At 47.2% G+C, this 20,420-nt stretch carries 18 protein-coding genes; 14 read left to right on the top strand and 4 right to left on the bottom strand.

Features of this window, described 5'->3' with window-relative positions; genetic code table 11:
* Window positions 1–120 precede the first annotated feature (120 nt).
* From DK871_RS21185 to DK871_RS21135, 11 genes are all read left to right on the top strand, one after another.
* Window positions 121–516, top strand: a complete 396-nt coding sequence (locus tag DK871_RS21185) for an FdtA/QdtA family cupin domain-containing protein (protein WP_161906503.1) — start codon at window positions 121–123, stop codon at window positions 514–516.
* Between the two features lie 149 nt (window positions 517–665).
* The gene (locus tag DK871_RS21180; protein WP_161906502.1) at window positions 666–1,694 is read left to right on the top strand and encodes a glycosyltransferase family 4 protein; all 1,029 of its coding nucleotides are present in this window, start codon (window positions 666–668) and stop codon (window positions 1,692–1,694) included.
* Between the two features lie 92 nt (window positions 1,695–1,786).
* Window positions 1,787–2,899 (top strand): DegT/DnrJ/EryC1/StrS aminotransferase family protein, encoded by a 1,113-nt coding sequence (locus tag DK871_RS21175; protein WP_161906501.1) that lies wholly within the window; start codon window positions 1,787–1,789, stop codon window positions 2,897–2,899.
* 9 nt (window positions 2,900–2,908) lie between these two features.
* Window positions 2,909–4,162: an O-antigen translocase gene (locus tag DK871_RS21170; RefSeq protein WP_161906500.1), complete on the top strand. Its 1,254-nt coding sequence runs from the start codon at window positions 2,909–2,911 to the stop codon at window positions 4,160–4,162.
* Between the two features lie 4 nt (window positions 4,163–4,166).
* Window positions 4,167–5,300 (top strand): non-hydrolyzing UDP-N-acetylglucosamine 2-epimerase, encoded by a 1,134-nt coding sequence (gene wecB / locus DK871_RS21165; protein ID WP_161906499.1) that lies wholly within the window; start codon window positions 4,167–4,169, stop codon window positions 5,298–5,300.
* Between the two features lie 74 nt (window positions 5,301–5,374).
* Entirely contained in the window at window positions 5,375–6,607 is a 1,233-nt protein-coding gene (locus tag DK871_RS21160) for a hypothetical protein (RefSeq protein WP_161906498.1), read from the top strand.
* A complete protein-coding gene (locus DK871_RS21155) occupies window positions 6,604–7,794 on the top strand; it encodes a glycosyltransferase family 4 protein (protein ID WP_161906497.1) in 1,191 nt (396 codons plus the stop codon). The genes DK871_RS21160 and DK871_RS21155 overlap by 4 nt, the downstream gene beginning before the upstream one ends.
* Before the next feature lie 8 nt (window positions 7,795–7,802).
* The gene (locus DK871_RS21150; RefSeq protein WP_161906496.1) at window positions 7,803–9,056 is read left to right on the top strand and encodes a glycosyltransferase family 4 protein; all 1,254 of its coding nucleotides are present in this window, start codon (window positions 7,803–7,805) and stop codon (window positions 9,054–9,056) included.
* A gap of 2 nt (window positions 9,057–9,058) precedes the next feature.
* Window positions 9,059–10,018: an SDR family oxidoreductase gene (locus DK871_RS21145; protein ID WP_161906495.1), complete on the top strand. Its 960-nt coding sequence runs from the start codon at window positions 9,059–9,061 to the stop codon at window positions 10,016–10,018.
* A 132-nt stretch (window positions 10,019–10,150) separates the two neighbouring features.
* The gene (locus tag DK871_RS21140) at window positions 10,151–11,257 is read left to right on the top strand and encodes an acyltransferase (RefSeq protein WP_161906494.1); all 1,107 of its coding nucleotides are present in this window, start codon (window positions 10,151–10,153) and stop codon (window positions 11,255–11,257) included.
* Window positions 11,258–11,368: 111 nt separating this feature from the next.
* Entirely contained in the window at window positions 11,369–13,363 is a 1,995-nt protein-coding gene (locus DK871_RS21135) for a nucleoside-diphosphate sugar epimerase/dehydratase (RefSeq protein WP_161906493.1), read from the top strand.
* Window positions 13,364–13,506: 143 nt separating this feature from the next.
* Here DK871_RS21135 and DK871_RS21130 read toward each other — a convergent pair whose 3' ends face one another.
* Complete coding sequence (locus DK871_RS21130; RefSeq protein ID WP_161906492.1) at window positions 13,507–15,252, bottom strand: LTA synthase family protein; 1,746 nt, start codon at window positions 15,250–15,252, stop codon at window positions 13,507–13,509.
* Window positions 15,253–15,601: 349 nt separating this feature from the next.
* Entirely contained in the window at window positions 15,602–16,123 is a 522-nt protein-coding gene (locus tag DK871_RS21125; protein WP_161906491.1) for a GNAT family N-acetyltransferase, read from the bottom strand.
* Between the two features lie 249 nt (window positions 16,124–16,372).
* Here DK871_RS21125 and DK871_RS21120 point away from each other — a divergent pair, with 249 nt between their 5' ends.
* The 3 genes from DK871_RS21120 (at window position 16,373) to DK871_RS21110 (ending at window position 18,356) form a co-directional block, all read left to right on the top strand.
* Window positions 16,373–16,705, top strand: a complete 333-nt coding sequence (locus DK871_RS21120; RefSeq protein ID WP_161906490.1) for a ComEA family DNA-binding protein — start codon at window positions 16,373–16,375, stop codon at window positions 16,703–16,705.
* 143 nt (window positions 16,706–16,848) lie between these two features.
* On the top strand, window positions 16,849–17,493 hold the full coding sequence (locus tag DK871_RS21115; protein WP_161906489.1) for a GntR family transcriptional regulator: 645 nt from the start codon (window positions 16,849–16,851) through the stop codon (window positions 17,491–17,493).
* Window positions 17,494–17,507: 14 nt separating this feature from the next.
* Window positions 17,508–18,356: a DUF1989 domain-containing protein gene (locus tag DK871_RS21110; RefSeq protein WP_161906488.1), complete on the top strand. Its 849-nt coding sequence runs from the start codon at window positions 17,508–17,510 to the stop codon at window positions 18,354–18,356.
* A gap of 57 nt (window positions 18,357–18,413) precedes the next feature.
* On the opposite strand, the gene DK871_RS21105 is transcribed toward DK871_RS21110, so the two are convergent.
* Window positions 18,414–18,581 (bottom strand): DUF2897 family protein, encoded by a 168-nt coding sequence (locus DK871_RS21105; protein WP_003172675.1) that lies wholly within the window; start codon window positions 18,579–18,581, stop codon window positions 18,414–18,416.
* A 111-nt stretch (window positions 18,582–18,692) separates the two neighbouring features.
* Window positions 18,693–20,057 carry an ethanolamine permease gene (eat, locus tag DK871_RS21100; protein ID WP_034135140.1) on the bottom strand — a complete coding sequence of 455 codons (1,365 nt, stop codon included), beginning with the start codon at window positions 20,055–20,057 and terminating at the stop codon, window positions 18,693–18,695.
* Window positions 20,058–20,420 lie beyond the last annotated feature (363 nt).

Here is a 20,420-nt window from a genome sequence, read left to right as displayed (position 1 = left end):
GGTGAGGCGCGGTGGGTGATGGCAATAGGGTGGCATTTCTCAGTTTCCTTGGCAGCTGTAGGTATAGCTTAGCGAAGCTGGGTATAGCTTCTCAGGGGCGCACAATATTAAGGATGTAAAATGAGCGTTGTAGATACTTTCAATCTGAAAGTTTTAGGTGATGAAAGAGGGCAGCTAGTTGTACTGGAAGGCGAAAAAAACCTACCTTTCAGTATAAAAAGAGTTTATTACCTGACAGGTACAAAGCCAGGTGTGTCTCGTGGTTTTCATGCCCATAAGCAACTAGAGCAAGTTGCTGTTTGTGTATCGGGATCGTGCCGGATGTTAATGGATGATGGCCGAGAGCAAAAAGAATTTTTACTGGACTCACCAGATAAAGCTATTTTAATTGGAAAGATGATATGGCATGAAATGCATGAGTTTAGTGACGACTGCGTTTTGTTAGTGCTGGCAGACGACTACTATGATGAGTCTGATTATATAAGAAATTATGATGACTTTAAGGCATTGCTTTGAATGAAATGGCTTGAGAATAAGGAGGTTTTTATGATGGCCCAAAGATCTCTGCCGTAAACGCGTAGAAAAGGCAAGCTGTCAAGGATTTAGTCATCAGCGTTGTCATCTCTGTGATTATTTAGTTATATATTTCGACGGTACAGGTAATTATGCAGAGTTATTTTTGGTTGTATGGGGTAGCAATATTTTTTTCGTCATTTTTTTTGACTGCATTGTTACGTAAATACGCCATTGCGCGCAGCATTATAGATGTACCTAATGATCGAAGCTCGCATAAGGTCCCTACCCCGCGAGGCGGTGGTGTGGCGATCGTTGTTACCTTCTTAGCTGCATTAGGAGGCATCTGGTCCGGAGCGCTGATATCTTCAGAATTTGCAATTTCTCTTGCGGGCGCTGGTGCTGTCGTTGCGATCATTGGCTTCTTAGACGATCACGGACATATTCCCGCAAGATGGCGACTCGTTGGTCATTTCTTTTCCGCACTCTGGGCCCTGTTTTGGCTAGATGGGATGCCTCCTGTTACCATCTTCAGTATTACCTTCAACCTTGGCATGATCGGGTACCTGTTAGGTGCGCTGTATCTTGTTTGGATGTTGAATCTGTTCAACTTCATGGATGGAATCGATGGAATTGCAAGTGTCCAGGCCATGTGCGCATGCCTCGGAGGGGTTGGCTTGTACTGCGTCGTCGGTTCCAGTAGTTCAGCGGTTGTCTGCAGCGCGCTTGCAATTGCTGTGATTGGCTTCCTGGTGTGGAACTTCCCCCCAGCCCGAATTTTTATGGGCGATGCAGGCAGCGGATTCCTTGGGGTCGTGCTAGGCATTTTGTCGCTGCAAGCCGCATGGGTTTCCTCTTCGATGCTTTGGGGGTGGTTGATTTTAATGGGGGTTTTCATTGTAGATGCTACCTTCACACTTATCAGGAGGCTGGCAAGAGGTGACAAAGTCTATGAAGCGCATCGAAGCCATGCATATCAATTTGCCTCACGTCATTATCGTAGTCATAGGATTGTCACGTTGGCGGTGTTAGCGATTAACGTATTCTGGCTTGCACCACTTGCTTTTATTTGTGTGATTTATGACGTTGAAGGGCTATCAATGACCGCGTTGGCATACCTGCCTCTGGTTTTGCTGGCGTTCAGATTTCATGCTGGCGAACTGGAAAGCCCGCGTGAGTAAGCGCCGCACAATGCTATTTTCGTGGCCTTTTATAGGTGCAATAATAGATGTCGCTTGCTCCGACAAATCAAAATATTCTAAAGGATTTACATATGAACGTCCCTTTTCTGGATCTTAAGGCGATAAATCAGGATTGCCGTGAGAAGCTAATTCAAGCGATGACGGATGTCTTGGATTCTGGTTGGTATATCCAGGGACAAAAGCTCAGCGAGTTCGAGCGGAAATTTGCGGAATACTGCGGTACTAAATTTTGCCTCGGAGTGGCAAATGGCTTGGACGCACTGACTCTTACGCTGCGTGCATGGAAAACTATGGGTAAGTTGAAGTCGGGGGACGAGGTCATTGTTCCTGCCAACACTTATATTGCCAGTATCTTGGCCGTAACAGAGAACGACTTGGTTCCCGTATTGGTAGAACCGAATGACGAGACTTTCAATCTATGCCCTGAAAACGTCAAGCGCGCCATTACTCCCCGAACGCGAGTAATGCTGCCTGTTCACTTATACGGCCAACTTGCAGATATGCCGGAACTTATGGCAATTGCTTCTGAGCATAACTTACTGGTATTGGAAGATTCCGCTCAATCTCATGGCGCGCAAATTGATGGACGCAAATCTGGAAGCTGGGGAGATGCTTCAGGGTTCAGTTTTTATCCAGGAAAAAATCTAGGAGCGCTGGGTGATGCTGGTGCAATCACGACCAACGATCCAGAGTTGTATGAAGTATTAAAGGCGCTGCGTAATTACGGCTCTCATGAAAAGTACAAAAATATATACCAAGGTGTGAACAGCCGGCTGGATGAAATCCAAGCGGCTATTCTGAGCGTGAAACTCGAAGTTCTGGATGGCCAAACGACCCATCGCCAAAAAATTGCAAATATTTACCTTGGGAATATTAAGAACGACACAATCAAACTCCCACTAGCTATTAGTTCAGCACAGCATGTGTGGCACCTATTTGTCATTCGTAGCTCGCACCGGCAGGCACTACAAAAGTTTTTAATGGATAATGGTGTTCAAACGCTAATTCATTATCCTATACCACCTCACAAACAGGATGCGTACCCAACCTTAAAAAGCCTTGAGCTTCCTGTGACTGAAAGAATGCACGAGCAGGTTCTGAGTCTGCCTATGGGACCTACGTTGTCCGTGGAAGAGGCGTTATATGTTGCGCAAGTATGTAACCGCTTCGTAGGCAAGAGTTAAGTAACTCTTATGAACTTGCTGAAGACAAGTGCGCTCAATAGTATTGCGGTACTCATGAAGATGCTTACGCTCTTGGGTATTAATAAAGTACTTGCTGTGTATGTAGGTCCGTCAGGTTATGCCGCGTTAGGTCAGTTTCAAAATGCGATACAGATGATAACCACATTTGCAAGTGCTTCTATCAATACGGGGGTTACAAAGTATACTGCTGAATATCATGACGATGAAGCAAAACAGCGTACGATCTGGCGAACCGCAGGCACGCTTGCATTGATTGGTTCGGTTTCGTCGGGCGCATTAGTTGCTTTATTTAATAAGCCCTTGGCAGGTTGGTTCTTAAAGGACACCTCGTTAGGAGGTGTTTTTATCTGGTTTGCCGTAGGTCTGGTGTTTTTCAGTTTTAATACATTACTTCTGGCTGTGCTGAATGGGAAGAAAGAAATACCACGGTATGTGGCCGCCAATATTTCAGGCAGTTTATTTGCCTTGGTCATCACTGCTGTCATGGCGCAACAACTTGGATTATACGGTGCGCTTGTTGCGCTTGCGATTTATCAGTCTCTTTCATTTTTTGTGACGTTGTTAATTTGCAGAAAACTGCATTGGTTCCAAATGCAGCATTTTATAGGTCGTATTGATCGCGACTCAGCAATAAACCTTTCAAAGTACGCAGCAATGGCATTGACCTCAGCCGTTTGTGTCCCTCTCAGCTTGATCCTAGTGCGTGATCATTTAGGGGCAAATTTTGGTTGGTCTGTCGCAGGTTATTGGGAGGCGATTTCACGTTTAAGCGCGGCCTACCTTATGTTGGTCACCACGACGTTAAGTGTTTATTATCTGCCCCGATTATCCGAGCTCACGGATGTTAAAGAAACCATTAAGGAATTATCGCTTGGTTATAAAGTGATTATGCCGCTTACGATAGTGGGGGGCGTTATATTATACCTTATGCGTGACTTTGTGATCGAACTCCTGTTTACTCGCGAGTTCTCACCAATGCGTGAGTTATTTGCATGGCAGATGTTCGGTGATGTGTTAAAAATTGGTGGATGGATATTAGCCTATTTTGTTTTAAGTAAGGCGATGTATAAATTTTATATCGTTGCTGAGATTACTTTCTCCATCAGTTTTGTGGGCCTGGTATGGTCGTTGACGGAGTACTTTGGAGTTCAAGGTGTCGTTATTGCCTATGTCATTAATTACGCCTTGTATTGGGTGGTAATGGCCGCTTATACCTATAGATTTTTAAAAGCTCAGAGGTAACGTTATGTTGAAGACTTTGTGCGTTTTTGGTACCCGACCGGAAGCTATTAAAATGGCACCCGTAGCGATTGCTTTGGGTAACGATCCTAGCGTTGACGCAAAGATTTGCGTGACTGGGCAGCATAGGGAAATGTTGGATCAGGTTCTTAACCTTTTTGAACTTGTGCCTGACTTCGATTTAAATATTATGAAACCTTCGCAAGACTTGACTGATGTAACCGTCAGAATTCTTGAAGGTTTAAGAAGTGTTTTTGCCGAATTTGTACCTGACGTAGTTCTGGTTCACGGCGATACGGCAACTACCTTCGCTGCCAGTCTTGCTGCTTACTATCACAGAATACCGGTGGCACATGTGGAGGCAGGTCTGCGAACGGGGGATATTTACTCCCCGTGGCCAGAAGAGGGTAACCGTAAGTTGACTGGCGCACTGGCCAATCTTCATTTTGCGCCAACGCAGACTTCTCAGGCCAATTTATTGAGAGAAGGGGTTTCAGAAAAAAATGTGCTTGTAACGGGTAATACCGTTATTGACGCACTCATGATGGTTATCGATCGTTTGAAAACGGATGAGCAGCTCAGAAAAAGCGCATCTAAGCCGAGTTCATTTATTTCTACCGAGCGACGCATTGTATTGGTAACAGGGCATCGTCGCGAGAGCTTTGGCGACGGATTTGAGCGTATCTGCGAAGCACTGGCTCATATTGCAAATACTCATAAGGATGTCGATATTATTTATCCAATGCACATGAACCCTAATGTGCGCGAGCCAGTGAATAGGGTATTAAAAGATATAAAGAATGTGTATTTGATTGAACCATTAGATTATCTGCCTTTTGTATATCTCATGGAGAAATCATATCTCATCCTTACTGACTCAGGTGGGATTCAGGAGGAGGCTCCTTCTCTGGGTAAGCCAGTTTTGGTTATGCGGGATACCACAGAAAGACCAGAAGCACTTAAGGCTGGCACGGTCAAACTCGTAGGCACCGATGTACAGACGATGATCGCAGAGGTTGATGAGCTTCTGAATAGCCAGTCTGCCTACGATAAAATGTCATTCGCCCATAACCCTTATGGTGATGGTAATGCCTCACGTCGTATAGTTGAAACCTTGAAGATGATTTTTAATAAATCGTAAAGTGTAGAGAAATTATCTCTAATTAAAACCTAAACTTCCTATGTTTAGGTTTAGATTTTTAGAAAGGGCGTGCAGTGGACCATCACAACAGAAATCAATTCGAACGTGATACTAGAATACAAAACTTTTTTTTGTTTTCGATTTCGATGGTCTTTTTCCCTATTTTGCCAGGGGTTTCTGAAACTCAGCCGTTATTGTTATTGGCCTTGGGTGCGGTATGTTTGCTGACCGGGCGCCTATTGATAAATATCTACACCTGGATGTTGTTCTATTTCTCGGGCCTCCTGTTAGCAATTGCATATTTTTCAGATTTTAACCCTGAATTTTTGTCGGAATTGTCAAAATTAATCTTGGTGCTAACGTTGGTGGTGCTTGCCTATCCATGGATTGGTTTTGGGAGCAAAGGCTTTTACAGATTATTTGTAGCGATTCATTTATTTATCGCATTAATGGCATCGTTAAATTTGACTTCTTGGTTGGCCAGTTATTTTGGACGTTATACGACGTTAGAGGGAGGGCGAGGTATATCATACCTTGCAAGTGAACCCTCCTATGCCGCTACTTATTTGTTCTATGTCGCCTTGGTATACACGTTGGGACTGAATAAGGGAGTTTTCAATTCACGGCTTATGCAATGGACATTACTGATTTTACTGCTTAGTACTTATTCGTTAATGGGGTTTCTATTCTTTGTTTTGGTTTTGGCTGTCGATATTTCTTTGGGAAAGGTATACAAGAAAATTGTCGTAGGAGCGTTCGCCCTGATGGGCGGTGTACTATTTTTCTTCGCTGTTGATCGAGTGTCAACCGAGCTAATCCCATTGGTGGCTTCTATGTTCTCCGGTGAGGTGGGGCTTTTACAATGGTCGTTAAACTATCCAAGTGCCAGTACTCGCTTTATTTTGAATGGGAGTGCCATATTAGATGGCCTCCAGCGGTTTTTCTATTTTCCTGAGCTTTCCTTTAATGACGCACTACCCTCGATACTCAACAAATATGGGCTTGGGCCTATACTCTATGAGCATGAAGTGATTGGCGGATTGCATTCAGAAGGTGTTGTATTGAAGCCACAAGCGCTTTTTCCTTACGTTGTCTATATGTTTGGAGTTTTCGCGATACCTTTGCTTTTGTTCCCTGTCTATGTTGCTTTGAAAGTAATTAGTATGCAAAAGTATTTGTTATTTTTTGTTTGCTTGGCGCTGATATTTATTTTCTTTTTCTATCAGTCTCAATACGTCAACCCGATCCAGTTTTTCGTGTTTGTCGCAATCTATAAGTTTTTTCAAAAAGCTGAGGCGCCCTTATGAATTTTATTTTTTATAATCCCAGTAAAATTGTTGGGGGGGCAGAACATCTTTTTTTCAGGCTGTACGAGCTTTACAGGGAGCAAGGCCACAACTGCAAGGTTGTGGACTATGCTAACGGTGCTTTTTCACAGTTGGGCGTGCCGGCGCAGGACGTCATAGCTATTTCAAGTATTCGCGAAAAATTCACTGCGACTTGCGACGTCTTTGTGCTGCCGCCGAATATGGCGTATGAGGCTTTACGTAATGTGTTGATGGACGAGGGTAGCAAGGTTATTTTTTGGTCCATTCACCCTTATAATTGCATTCCGATTTTGCCTTTCGCTTTTTATAAAAAACTGGAAGCTTCGAGTTTTCTTAAAAAAATTATAGATTTCGTATTGCTTAGATCGCAGATTAAATATGCACGTTCTTTGTTTAAGTCTGCGTCCGACCAGAATGCGTTATTGTTTATGGATCGGGAAAATTACAGTTTCGGTCAGAAATTTATAAAAGGGCAGGTAGCAAAGCATTTTTTACCTATACCGTCGCCCGTGATTTCTGACATTAGAGTTCAAAATAACGTTGAGCGGGAATCGCTAAATTTTTTCTGGATCGGCAGGCTTGTCGATTTTAAAATTGGCGCATTAAATCGCGTCATTCTAGATCTGGACACTTGGAGTCGAAGGCAAACTGTCGATGTAATCTTGCATATAGTAGGCAGCGGGGATTCAGAAGACAAAATCCTTACTGCTGAATATTGCAAGATAAAAAAGTATGGGTATGTGGATAACGCTACACTGCATGAGTTGTTAGCAACTACGGCCGATGCTGTATTCAGCATGGGCACTTCCATCTTGGAAAGCGGCGCAATCGGTGTGCCTTCATTGATAGTCATGCCGACCTATGAAGCAGTTGGAGCGGAGCGCTCCTACATGCCATTATCGGAGACCGTAGAGTTCGATCTCGGCGCGTTTTCTGCCACCCAAGGTGTGAAAAAGTTCGAAGAGTTGGTGGAAGCCGGATATCTAGAGAGTCGCTACGGAGAGTCCTGCAAGAGTTATGTGCTGCAAAATCACGATCTCGCCCGGGTTGCTGAGCAGCTTGTGGTGATGGCGCAAAATTCAAATTTCAGATTTAAAGAGATCAAAAAATCTCATAGAAAGTTTTTTATGTCTAGATATATTTTTTCTGTTCTAAAAAGAAAGTGAGGTCGAATTTGCGTATTTTATTTGTGGGGACTGAGATTTCTTTAAAAAATAGCCCGGAGGGGATCGTATCTCGAGCTCTTTTGGAGGGATTTATAAGAAACGGCTGCAAAGTGGACCTGATTTCCCCTTATTTGCCGGATAATATCGAAGGGCTTAATCAATATTTTTCCTATAATGCCAAAGAAAATTTTGTAGTAAATAAGCTGTACAAAAAAATCACTGGCTTCGAAGGCGGTGGCTTTTATGACTACTGCTGCAACTTGGTAGGAGGCATGGACATCAATGAATATGATGTGGTTTTTATCCGAAGCGATCCAGTTTCCCTTCATCGGCTGGCGCTATTTGTCAATAATAAATTCGGCAAGCAATGTGTTTGCTCTTTTGGTGATGTTGGATCGGTAAATCCGTATTACTCAGGTGGTCTGCTGACAAGTTTGCGCAAAAAAAATCTGGTTAATCTCGAGCGAAAACTAATAGCTGGAGGAAATATCGTAACCCAGACTAACCAACGGAGCATTGAACTTTATCGTGATGCTGGTTTTGATGTGTCAAGGTTTTGTGTACTACCTAACCCGATCGTCAGCAGCGTTGATAGAACTCAGAAGTTACTGACTGCCGAGGAGTTGGTTGGGTATCCTACGCCGGTTAGCCAATGTTATGCGAGCGTGGTTTCTACTGCGGGCAAGCATAAGCAAAACGTCGCGTTTATTGGGTCCTTTTATGGCGAGCGCAAACCTGACGCCATGCTCGAATTTTTCTCTGGTAGAGATGATGTCGCCCTTCATGTATTCGGAGGTGTCAGAAATATTTTGTTTGAAAAAAATGGTTTTGCTTACCGCTGGATGCGCGAGAAAGGGCTTGAAAATCTGACTAAAGCCGCCGAGAAAGAAGGTGTAAAGAATTTTTATATTTGGCCATTCATGCCAATTGCATTAATAAATAGCCTTGTAGTAAATCAGTTTGAAGGTTTAATTAATGTAGATGCTAATTTTAAACCTAACCCTTTTCTGTCTTCAAAAGTTGTACAGTACCTTAGTTACAATAAATCAGTCTTTAATTTTAGTAATGAAGGTGCAACTGTCGACTTGTTAAAGGAGGCAGGAATTGAATATTTTATTGACTATTCAAATCCGGTTAGGGACGCAAGCCCATTTTCTGAAATTTCAGAAAAAACGCGCCCTACTATCGACCTGGCTGATTACTACTCAAGAGAAAGCGTTGTGCAACGCTTTATGGATAGCTATGCAAAGGAGAATATTTGAGCATGAAAATATTTTTGACTGGTCTAGGCTTTGTCGGGTCACAGTTGGTGACTCATCTCCTTAAATCGCCAGAAAACGAACTGAGGGTGGTTTCTCGCACCCCTAGTAAGGCGCTCCCGGCAGGAGTTCATTTTGAACAAGTTGACAGCTTGGAAAAAGTAACCGACTGGCCCGCCTTGATTGGTGATGCTGAAGTTATTATTCATACGGCGGCGCGCGTCCATGTTATGAGTGACAGTTGCACTGATCCCCTTGAGGAATACCGTAAGATCAACGTCCACGGCACCTTGGCTCTCGCCGAGGCAGCAGCAGCCGTTGGGGTAAAACGTTTTGTTTTCGTAAGCTCGATCAAGGTCAACGGTGAGGAAACTCTTCCAGGTGTCCCCTATAAGGCCGATGATGCACCTGCTCCCCGAGATCCCTATGGTATTTCAAAACTTGAGGCAGAGCGGGCACTTCAAGCGTTGAGTGTAAATACAGGTATGGAAGTCGTTATTGTTCGACCGGTGCTTGTATATGGGCCTCGGGTTAGGGCAAATTTTTACAATATGATGAATTGGCTATTCAAAGGGGTTCCGCTGCCATTGGGAGCAATCAACAATAAACGCAGCCTTGTATCCATTTACAACCTAGTAGATTTTATCGGTGTCTGTGCAAAGCATCCTGATGCAGCTAATCAGACTTTTCTTATCAGTGATGGCCAAGATTTATCGACTACGGAGCTGCTTCGAAAGATGGGGAGGGCACTGGGCGTCTCTGTTCGCTTGATACCGGTACCGGCGTCGATTTTGAAATTTGCAGCTTCCATTCTAGGTAAGTCAGGTATTTCTCAGCGCCTGTGCGGGTTTTTGCAGGTAGATATAGAAAAAAACCGGCAATTACTGAACTGGGTTCCTGTTTGTTCAGTTGAGGAGGGCTTGGCCAACACCGCCCAGGATTTTCTCAAGGGACATAAGCTCTAAAAGTTGCTATGGCGGTTCGCTGGGCCGGTGGTATAGATGGCTCGCGGTTTTATTTTTGGCTTAAAGCCTTGTTAATGACGCAGCCTACTTGAACGGACGTTATTCAAGGGGCATGTAGTGGCGAATCTTATAATGGATAAACCTCAAGTTAATTTTATACAGGCACTAAGGGCGATTGCGGCTTTAATGGTTCTTGTCTGGCATTTTCGATCTTCGGTTAAAGGCGAGTTTGAGGCATCAGCGCTGAATATATTTTTCGCTAATGGTTTTTCCGGCGTCGACATATTTTTCGTCATCAGCGGATTTATTATGATTTACTCTACTGGCGATAAGCCTGGTGGAGCCCTCAGTGCTATTTTATTTTTGGTGAAACGGTTCGCCAGGATTTGGCCATTATATGCAGTAGGCACGCTGCTTTATGTAGTGTTTCTATTATCGCTTGGATGGTTCACCAGTGAGGAGTACAAGAAGTTGTTGCCTAGCCTCATATTTTATCCAGTTACGCCTGCACCAACGCTGGATGTGGGGTGGACCTTAAATATTGAGATGTACTTTTACTTGATATTTGCACTTTCATTGTTTTTCGACAAGCTCCGTTGGTATGTTGCTGGCGTATGGATTGCAGGCACCGTAATTTTGCAGAGTCAGCTTTCGGGATTTGCGGATTGGGTTGGAGAGTCCTCGCTAATACTTCCTATCTTGAATCAGGCTATTCATCCCTGCATCCCTGAGTTCTTTGCAGGCATGGTGCTGGGAAAGTTTTTTATGTCGAAGACATTCATCTGCAAAGAAGTTGGGCTTGTTATCGCCGGTTTGTTGGTGACATTTGCGCTGTGGCAGTATCTAAGTAGTTTCTCGGCGAAACCGGGAATCACTGGTATGGGGATGGGAGCTGTCTCGTTGGTCGCGGCGTTTGTTGTGGCAGAAAAGTCAGGATGTGGCTGGCGCCCAGGGCCTTTTTTGATGTGGGTCGGGAAAATTTCATTTTCGATTTATATTTTGCATACAACTGTCGGTCTCACTGTCACCCGCATACTTAATCAGCATGGTATGTCAGATTATACTCAATCAATTGGTTATCTCGCGTTTCTTATAATGATTGTTTTTGCACTGTCGGCGGTGAGTCATGAGTACATCGAGGTTAGACTTAGTCAATGGCTTTCCAAATTCATGACGCGCGCGGTTTATTCCTCGGTAACGCGTCATGCAAAGAGCGAAGCAACGGTAGATAAGTTATGAGCGGGCCGGCCTCTGTCGAGACCTCAGCTTTTGCTATGTTATTCTTAATTCTACTACTAAAATGTGCCATTGGAGTTGGCTTTCGATCAAGCCACAGGCACGGAGATTTTTATGAATAGGTTGCGTGTATTTCTTTTGGGACTACCTCGCCGGCAAAAGCGTCTGATTCAAGTATCCGCAGACGTCGTTCTGGTGTGGGCGGCCCTATGGATGGCATTCGTCGTTCGATTGGGTGTAGATGACATGATCAACCCTTTCTCTCAGCATATCTGGCTCTTCCTCACAGCTCCTGTGATTGCAATTCCCCTATTCATACGGTTCGGAATGTATCGTGCGGTAATGCGTTATTTTGGGAATGATGCACTGATCGCCATTATCAAGGCCGTAAGCTTGTCTTCGCTTGTACTTGGAGTTGTCGTTTACTGGTATAGCAACCATCAGAATATCGTCCCACGATCCATCATTTTTAACTATTGGTGGCTCAGCCTAATCATGGTCGGCGGTTTGAGGCTGGCGATGCGCCAGTATTTTCTCGGCGATTGGTTTGCTGCTGCACAGCACATGCCGTTTACCAGCCGCGATGATGGTCTGCCCAAAGTCGCTATTTACGGTGCCGGGGCTGCCGGAAATCAGCTCGTTGCGGCCCTGCGAATGGGAAGAGTCATGAGGCCAGTTGCTTTTATTGATGATGATGGCAGCATCGCTGATCGCGTTATTTCGGGTTTGCAAGTCTTTAAGCCCAAGAACATTCAACGAATGCTGGAAACGACAGGGGCTCAGGAAATCCTACTTGCAATACCCTCGTCATCTCGTGGGCGTCGGCGCGAAATTTTGGGGTTGTTGGAAAGCTTCCCAATCCATGTACGCAGTATTCCGGGATTTATGGATCTTGCTAGTGGACGGGTGAAAGTAGATGATATTCAGGAGGTCGACATTGCTGATCTGCTGGGGCGTGATGCGGTTCCCGCTCAGAGTGATTTGTTAGAGCGCTGCATTAGAGATCAGAGTGTCCTGGTGACGGGAGCGGGCGGCTCCATAGGTTCTGAACTCTGCCGACAGATCTTGTCGCTGCGCCCTAAGCTATTACTTTTATTCGAGCATAGTGAATATAATCTTTATAGTATTTTATCCGAGCTTGAACAACGGATAACTCGCGAATCTTTACCTGTGCGGCTCTTGCCTATTCTAGGGTCCGTTCGAAATCAGAAAAAATTACTTGATGTGTTTAATACATGGCGCGTTGATACTGTTTATCACGCTGCAGCTTATAAGCATGTACCAATGGTTGAGCACAATATTGCTGAAGGTGTATTTAATAATGTTATTGGTACGCTAAATACAGCGCAGGCTGCGATACAGGCAGGTGTTAGTAATTTCGTATTGATATCGACAGATAAAGCAGTTCGTCCCACGAATGTAATGGGAAGTACCAAGCGGCTGGCAGAGTTGACGTTGCAAGCGTTAAGTCGTGAGGTCGCACCGATCCTATTTGACGATGATTCAAATTTGCCTCAAGTTAATAAAACACGCTTCACGATGGTGCGTTTCGGCAACGTACTAGGTTCTTCGGGATCCGTGATTCCACTGTTCCATCGACAGATAAAATCAGGAGGTCCCCTAACTGTTACGCACCCAAAAATTACGCGTTATTTCATGACGATTCCCGAAGCAGCTCAGCTTGTAATCCAGGCTGGCTCAATGGGCCAAGGGGGGGACGTATTTGTATTGGATATGGGAGAACCTGTAAAAATCGTTGAATTAGCGGAGAAAATGATTCATTTGTCAGGACTTAGTGTTCGTTCAGAAAAAAATCCTCATGGAGATATCGCTGTTGAGTTTACTGGATTGCGCCCAGGTGAAAAACTGTATGAAGAGTTGCTGATAGGAGATAACGTAGTTGCAACTCAACATCCGATGATTATGAGTGCAAACGAGGATTTCTTGACGTGGGAAGTTCTGAAACTCAAGCTCGCGGGCCTTCTTGCTGCTTTAGATGTCGATGACTATTCCAAGGTTCGTGAGCTATTAAGGGACACGGTTAGTGGCTACTCGCCTGATAGTGAAATAGTTGATTGGGTCTATCAGCAGCGCCGCTTGGAGCCTTAGGTCTACGTTATCAACAAAACTATCGGCACTTTTCGCATGTGTGCCGATAGGTCTCTTTTCAGGTTCTTGATAATTGTTCTTGTTTTTTCTAGGTCCTGTAGACTATTAGCCTGTTTCAGTTCGGTATTTCTACTTAAAATTCATTATTTTTTATCCGGCAGGTCTCTAAAGAAATCATGCTGACTTTTTTGGGTGCCGAACATCATGTCATATTGAATCGAATGATATTCCAGTAACGATCGGTTTTCGTGCCCGCGCCAATTTTCGACCCATTGACCATTCTTATTTAGCAGCGTACGGCGATCCACTACGGGCAGCTCCTCACTAATTTTCCTGAGAACACCGGAGTAAAATGGATGTTGGATGCCCAGTTCTTTTGTTATTAGGCTCGGGAGCATGCTCGGACTTAGTACGCTGCTCGTTTGCGGGCCTTTCGCGCCAGTGATTGAAGACCAAACGACTAGTGGTGTTTTCCGGAGGTGCGCATATTCACTTATGGTCAATGGGTCGGAAGTCGAACTTTTGATAAGTCCGGACTCTCTATACGCTGCCAAGTTTGGTCCTAAGTATGGCGTGTGGTCGCCAAAGAAAATCAATAAACTTGGTCGTGCTCGCAAACTGAGTTTTCCCATCAGTGATGTTAGGGCATTATTTGAATCGTAGATGCCTTGGCTATAAGTTTGTACTGCGTCATATTCCTTAATTTCTTTTTCTATCCCAGCAGTGATAACTGGCTGGTTATATCTGTTCTTTTCATAAGGCCCATGGTTTTGCATAGTAACTACGAACATTGCCGTTGGTTGGTTCGTTGTTTCCAGGGTCTCATATAACTTGGTCATCAGCGCACTATCACTAACAAACGGGCCGCGGTTTTCAAGTCCAGGCATATCTTCGAGCCCCATGAAATGCTCAAATCCTAAATATTTATAAACATTCTCGCGGTTCCAGAAATTCTTATAGTAAGGGTGTATGGCTATCGTTTTATATCCGTGCGATTTTAATGTCCAAATTATCGAAGGTATATTTCCGTGTATGTATTGTTGATAAGGTACGGAACCTGATGGAAGGAATGCGTTCGAGAAGCCCGTGAGTAATTCGAATTCGACGTTTGCAGTATTGCCCCCTTGGCTAGGCGAAAAAATATCGCCCGAAGAGAGTGCACGTATAGTAGGCATTGGGTCTGGTGTTGAGTGGACACTTGGTAGACGAGTTGGATCCCAGAAGGCTTCGCTCATGATGATGATGATATCTGGTTTCTGGCCTTTATCAGTTGCCAGTTCTTCGTCCTGCTCAACAAACAGTGCGTGATTATTCGCTAATGCGGTTTCGACGGGCATCTTTGGATGGGCTATTAACGCTGACTCCATATTCATTGCAAAGGCTAAAAGGAAACCATTCTGCCTGTAATTTTCAACTTGAACCCAAGGCATGGCCTGAATTTTGAGTACTTCCTGTACCCATCTCTGTCCTATCGTGGTATTTGCGCAAAATAGTATAGCTAGCAATGTCAAGAGACTTGAAATAACTACAGGCCGTCCGGGAGACTTACACCGCTGCTTTTTATAGAGAACGCTTATAATCCAGAGCGTCAGCGCTGCAAGTATTAAACCAATTGCGAGCCCGCTGAATGCGAGATATGATTTTTCATTGACGAGCTCAGGCAGTAGTTTGTAAACCTGATCTGCAAAAATAAAATCCCATGGATATAGTGGCTCTGACAAATAGCTAAGTTTCTGTCGGCTGATCAGAGCGATAAGTAACAAAGGAAGGCTAATTGGTAGAATTGAGAAGTATCGTCTTTGTAGAAGCGTATCAAAAACAATAAAAACACTTGCCATGACTAGCACAGTCACAGCGGCCTCTGTTGTAGAGACTTGCAGGAAGCTCATTGTCAGTACATTCAGTCCCGCGCAATACTCTATCAGACATACTATTAGAGTTGATAATAAAAGGTAGACTAAACCTTCACATAAAAACCGCAGTATGCTGCTGCGTAATGTTGCAATTTTGCTCACTATCAAGGTCCTGAATAGGCGGGCGTACGTAACTGAGCATTCTATTAGTTCAGCGCGAATATTTCGAAACATTCCCAGAGTCTTCTCTGGTGAAATCGTGATGGACCGTCTTTCAGGTTTTTCCCTTGATCATCTTGTGCGTTTCCTTATCAAAAGCTCGAATGAGCCCATTGCATTCGATGCCTTGGGCTTGGTGAAGTTGATCCGAGGAAAGGTTGGGGAGCTAAATCAGCTTACTCATAAGCCTTGTCTTAGTCTGGGCAACAGCTTCTTTCGTAATTTCGAATAGAAGGTTTAGCTCTGTTTCCCCTGTTTTAACAGCCCCCATCTTTTCATGGAATGAGATCACTCGGTCGTTACCCTTTCGCACGTCAAAATGTGATTTTGCAAAATCCAGGTGCTCAAAAGCAAACTGGTAAACCAAAAATGCGCTTTCTAGTGCTGCGTATCTCGTCTTGTCCTCGTTTAATATCCAGCTTCCCCAGCAGAATGAGTCTTCTTTCAAATCGTAGATTCTAACGGTACCACATGGAGTGCCATCAAGCCGTTCGATAATAAAATAATACTGAATACCTTCAACTTCATCGTTTTTATATTGTTTGATCCACTCTTTTTGAGCTTCAACACTCGGGTTTACTGAGGAAAGGAACTGATTGTATCTATCATCGAGGCGAAGTTTCAGAACGAACTCAGCATCCTGTTCCTCAATCAGTCGCAGTTTTACAGTCTTCGATTGCAAATCCATGGGCTCTCTCGTTTACTGGGTTTTGTCTTGGCATGATACAGATTTTCCGACGCTCGCTGAAAGTCGCCAGTCATCTTTGGATAAGGTGTGGCGCTTGCTGATCTGACATAGGCGCCGAAATGCTGCGTCGGCGTGTGTTCATACCTTGTAATACCCTCTTTTTTGACACCCTCCACCCATCGCCTAACGTAGAAAAGCAGCTTCGGAAAAGCTGCTTTTCTCTCTTACCGATGTCATGGAGCGTCACCAATGCAAAACCTCTACCTCTCATCCCTCATCTTCGCCTTCCTCACCAGCCTCTCCGTCGCCACCACCGCTGCGCCGTCCATCAAGCCGGAACCCCCAGCCCCCATCTCCACCCAAATGGCCAAGACCGAGCAATCCACCAAGGTCAACCTTAACGCCGCCGACGCCGAAACCCTGCGTCGCGATCTGTTCGGCATTGGTGCTTCCAAGGCGAAGGCAATCATCGCCTATCGCGAGAGCAACGGCCCGTTCGCGGCGGTGGATGAGTTGCTGGAAGTGAAAGGCATCGGCAAGGCATTGCTGGAAAAGAATCGCGACAGGCTGGTTATTAATTGAGGGTGTGAAAACAGCGCGGAGGGCCGGTCATAGACCGGCCTTTCCTTTAACTAACGGACCTTGCGATTTCCTCACTGACGCAGCATTGGCACGAAACGTGGTTACCTCTTCCTCAGTGATTGTTCAACGATCTCGAGGAAACAATGCCACTCACTTTATCTTTAGCCGACCAGATCGCCCTGGAACTGCGCGCCGACATCATCGGCGGCCGGCTGTTGCCAGGCATGCCGCTGATCGAGACCGACCTGGTCAAAGCCTACAACGCATCCCGCAATACGATTCGCGAGGCGCTGCATCGTCTGGGCCAGGAGGGGCTGACTCGCTATATCCGCAACAAGGGCGTAATGGTTCGGCGCTTGGAGCGAGCAGAGGTGCGCGACCTTTTCGCCGTCCGTCGCACCCTGGAATTGCAGGCCATAGCCCAAAGCGGCCCGCTGACGGACGCTCAATCAGGCCGTATGCAAAACGCCATCGACGCCACCACCCTGGCCCGGGAGCGCGAAGACTGGCGAGCCGTGGCCACTTACAGTCTTATGTTTCACCAGCAGATCGTCGCGTTGATGGGCAGCCCGTTGTTCGACGAGTTCTTCGCCCAGGTAATAGCCCAGTTGCGTCTGGCGTTCTGCGCCGCGCCGGATGAGCAGCGGTTCCAGTCACCCTGGCTGGAGCGTGACCATGAGATATACACATTGCTAACCCGCAACCAAACCCAGGCCGCCAGCGAGGCGATGAGTCTGTACCTGGATGACTCGGAACACCTTTCTCTCGCCTTGTTTGATCACCCTTGATGGAGGAGTGCCCCATGTACAAAGACTATCCCGCCGCGTATCAGGTCAGCAAAGGTTCGGCGTTGCAGGTGGATACGGCGTTCTATGAGCGTATTCGTGATCAGAAAAGCCAGCGTACGTTGATCGAACAGTTTGAGGTGCCGATTCGAACGGGGCGGGCATGGAAGGTGCCGGCCGGGCATGTGTTCCGTGTGACCACACCTGTGGGGCCGCAGGTGGGGGACTTTAATGTCTGGAACGCCAACGACCCGCGCGAACGTTTGTGGGCCGCGCGCACTCGGCAGCTTCAAGGCGCCCATGTCAGCACCCATGATCGGCTGTGGTCGAACCTGCCTTTTCTAAGGCCCTTGGTCACTATTACCGATGACAGCCTGGCCAGCTACGGCATTGATGAACACGGTGGGCGTTTGCACGATTTGCTGGGGACGCGGTGCGATCCCTATGTGAACCGTATGCTGACGGGGGAGGACTTTCATCACCATTGCCATTCGAACTTGACCCGTGCGGTATTGCCCCATGGGCTGACGGAATTCGATGTGCATGATGTGTTGAATATTTTCCAGTGCACTGGGCTCAATCACGATGACATGTACTTCATGAAGGCCTGTCCGGCGCAAAAGGGCGATTACCTGGAGTTCTTTGCCGAGATTGATCTGCTGTGTGCATTGTCGACGTGCCCTGGCGGGGATTTGTCGTTGCCGATGTGGGGGCCGGAGGCGCAGGACCCGTTGACGGTGTGTCGTCCGTTGGGGGTTGAGATCTATAGGCTGGAGGACGAGTTGCTCAATGGCTGGAGCCAGCCTGAGCGTGCGGCCTATAAGGGGCAACATGGGTTGCATATTGCCAAGGCGGAATGGGAGTAGGGGGCTGCTTCGCAGCCCAGCGGGAGCAAGCTCCCTCGCCACGGGGTTACACGCGATTTATCTGTCTTGCGCATCCTTGGCATCAGCCTGGGCATTGCGCTCGGCTACGCGTTTACGTTGTTCGTCGGTGAGTTCCACCTTGTTGGCGCTGTCACGCAGCATCATCAGGCCACCGACGATCGATCCGATCGCTACTACCATAATCAACCATGCATACCACGGCATAAGACGCTCCTTGAGGCAGAGGTTCGTGGGAGAATTTTCCCACGGTAATCACTGCTTTGAGTGACGGGCTTTCTGAGTAGTTCAGTGTAGGCCCGTTCTGCCTCATAGGCGCTATTGTCCGGTCAACATCGCATCTGCCGGTGCATCGACGCGGTCTTGTGCGGTCATCTGGAAGTAGATGAAACCCACCGCCATGAAGCCCAGGAAGATCAGCCCGATCAAGGCATTAAACCAAGCCATTGCCACCAGGCACACCACCGCCAGTACCAGTGCGATACCCGGCACGATGGGGTAGCCCGGCGCGCGGAAGGTGCGTTCCAGCAGTGGCTCGGTCTTACGCAGTTTGAACAGGCTGAGCATGCTCATGATGTACATGACAATGGCACCGAACACCGCCATGGTGATCATCGCGGCGGTCAGGGTCATGCCGCCCAGGTTGATCAGGCCGTCGCTGTAGATGGCGGCGATGCCCACCACGCCGCCGGCGAGGATGGCCCGGTGCGGTGTCTGGAAGCGTGAGAGTTTGGCCAGGAAGGATGGCAGGTAACCGGCGCGGGCCAGGGCGAAGAACTGGCGCGAGTAGCCGAGGATGATGCCGTGGAAGCTCGCCACCAGGCCGAACAGGCCAATCCATACCAGCATGTGCAACCAGCCGGAGCTGTCGCCCACCACGGTTTTCATCGCCTGGGGCAATGGGTCGTTGATGTTCGACAGGGTGCGCCAGTCGCCTACGCCGCCAGCGAAGAACATCACGCCCATGGCCAGGATCACCAGGGTCAGGATGCCGCTGATATAGGCTTTTGGAATCGTGCGCTTGGGGTCCTTGGCTTCTTCAGCGGCCATGGCCGCGCCTTCGATGGCGAGGAAGAACCAGATGGCGAAGGGGATGGCGGCAAACATCCCGGCAATCGCCGGGGCACCGAAGGTGTCGGAACCGGCCCAGCCGTTGAGGGCGAAGTGGCTGAAGCTGAACGCCGGGGCGACTACGCCCATGAATACCAGCAGTTCGGCGACGGCCAGCACGCACACCACCAGCTCAAAGGTGGCGGCGAGTTTCACCCCGAGGATATTCAGGCCCATGAACACGATGTAGGCGCCGACGGCGGCGTGCTTGGGGTCGAGTGCCGGGAACTGCACGTTCAGGTACGCGCCAATGGCCAAGGCAATCGCGGGCGGGGCAAAGACGAATTCGATCAAGGTGGCCAGGCCGGCAATCAAGCCGCCTTTTTCACCAAAGGCGCGACGACTGTAGGCAAACGGCCCACCAGCGTGAGGAATCGCAGTGGTCAGCTCGGTGAAACTGAAGATAAAGCAGGTGTACATCGCGGCGACCATCAACGAGGTCACTAGAAAGCCCAGGGTACCGGCGACGCCCCAGCCATAGCTCCAGCCGAAATATTCGCCGGAGATCACCAGCCCCACGGCGATGCCCCATAGATGCAAGGTGCCCAAGGTGGGTTTGAGTTGTGTGTTCATTGTGCTGCGCTCCCTGAACCGTTTGGAATGATTCAAGGTATTGCAGTGGCTATGCCAAGCCTCAGAACTGTGTCGTAAAGCAGTGCCTATGTCGCCGGGGGGACGGTTTGGCGTTTGAATGTGGCATGCGTTGCACCACATAAGTGCGGTGGTGACTTGGCGGGCGCTTTCGCGGGCAAGCCCGCTCCCACACTTGACCGAGTGTTAACTGAAAAGAAAGCAGTCTAATGTGGGAGCTGGGCTTGCCCGCGATGAGCATAGGTATCTACACAACTCTGTAGCGCTCAACGGTAACCACGATGCGAAGCGAGCCGCTCTTGATCTGCTTTTGATCTTAGGCGCCCCGTTAAACCACGCTGGCCG

It is taken from the genome of Pseudomonas sp. L13 (genome assembly GCF_009935965.1).
GTDB lineage: Bacteria > Pseudomonadota > Gammaproteobacteria > Pseudomonadales > Pseudomonadaceae > Aquipseudomonas > Aquipseudomonas lactis.
Note: the sequence above shows the minus strand (reverse complement) of the source record. Positions and strands in the feature narration are given on the sequence as shown.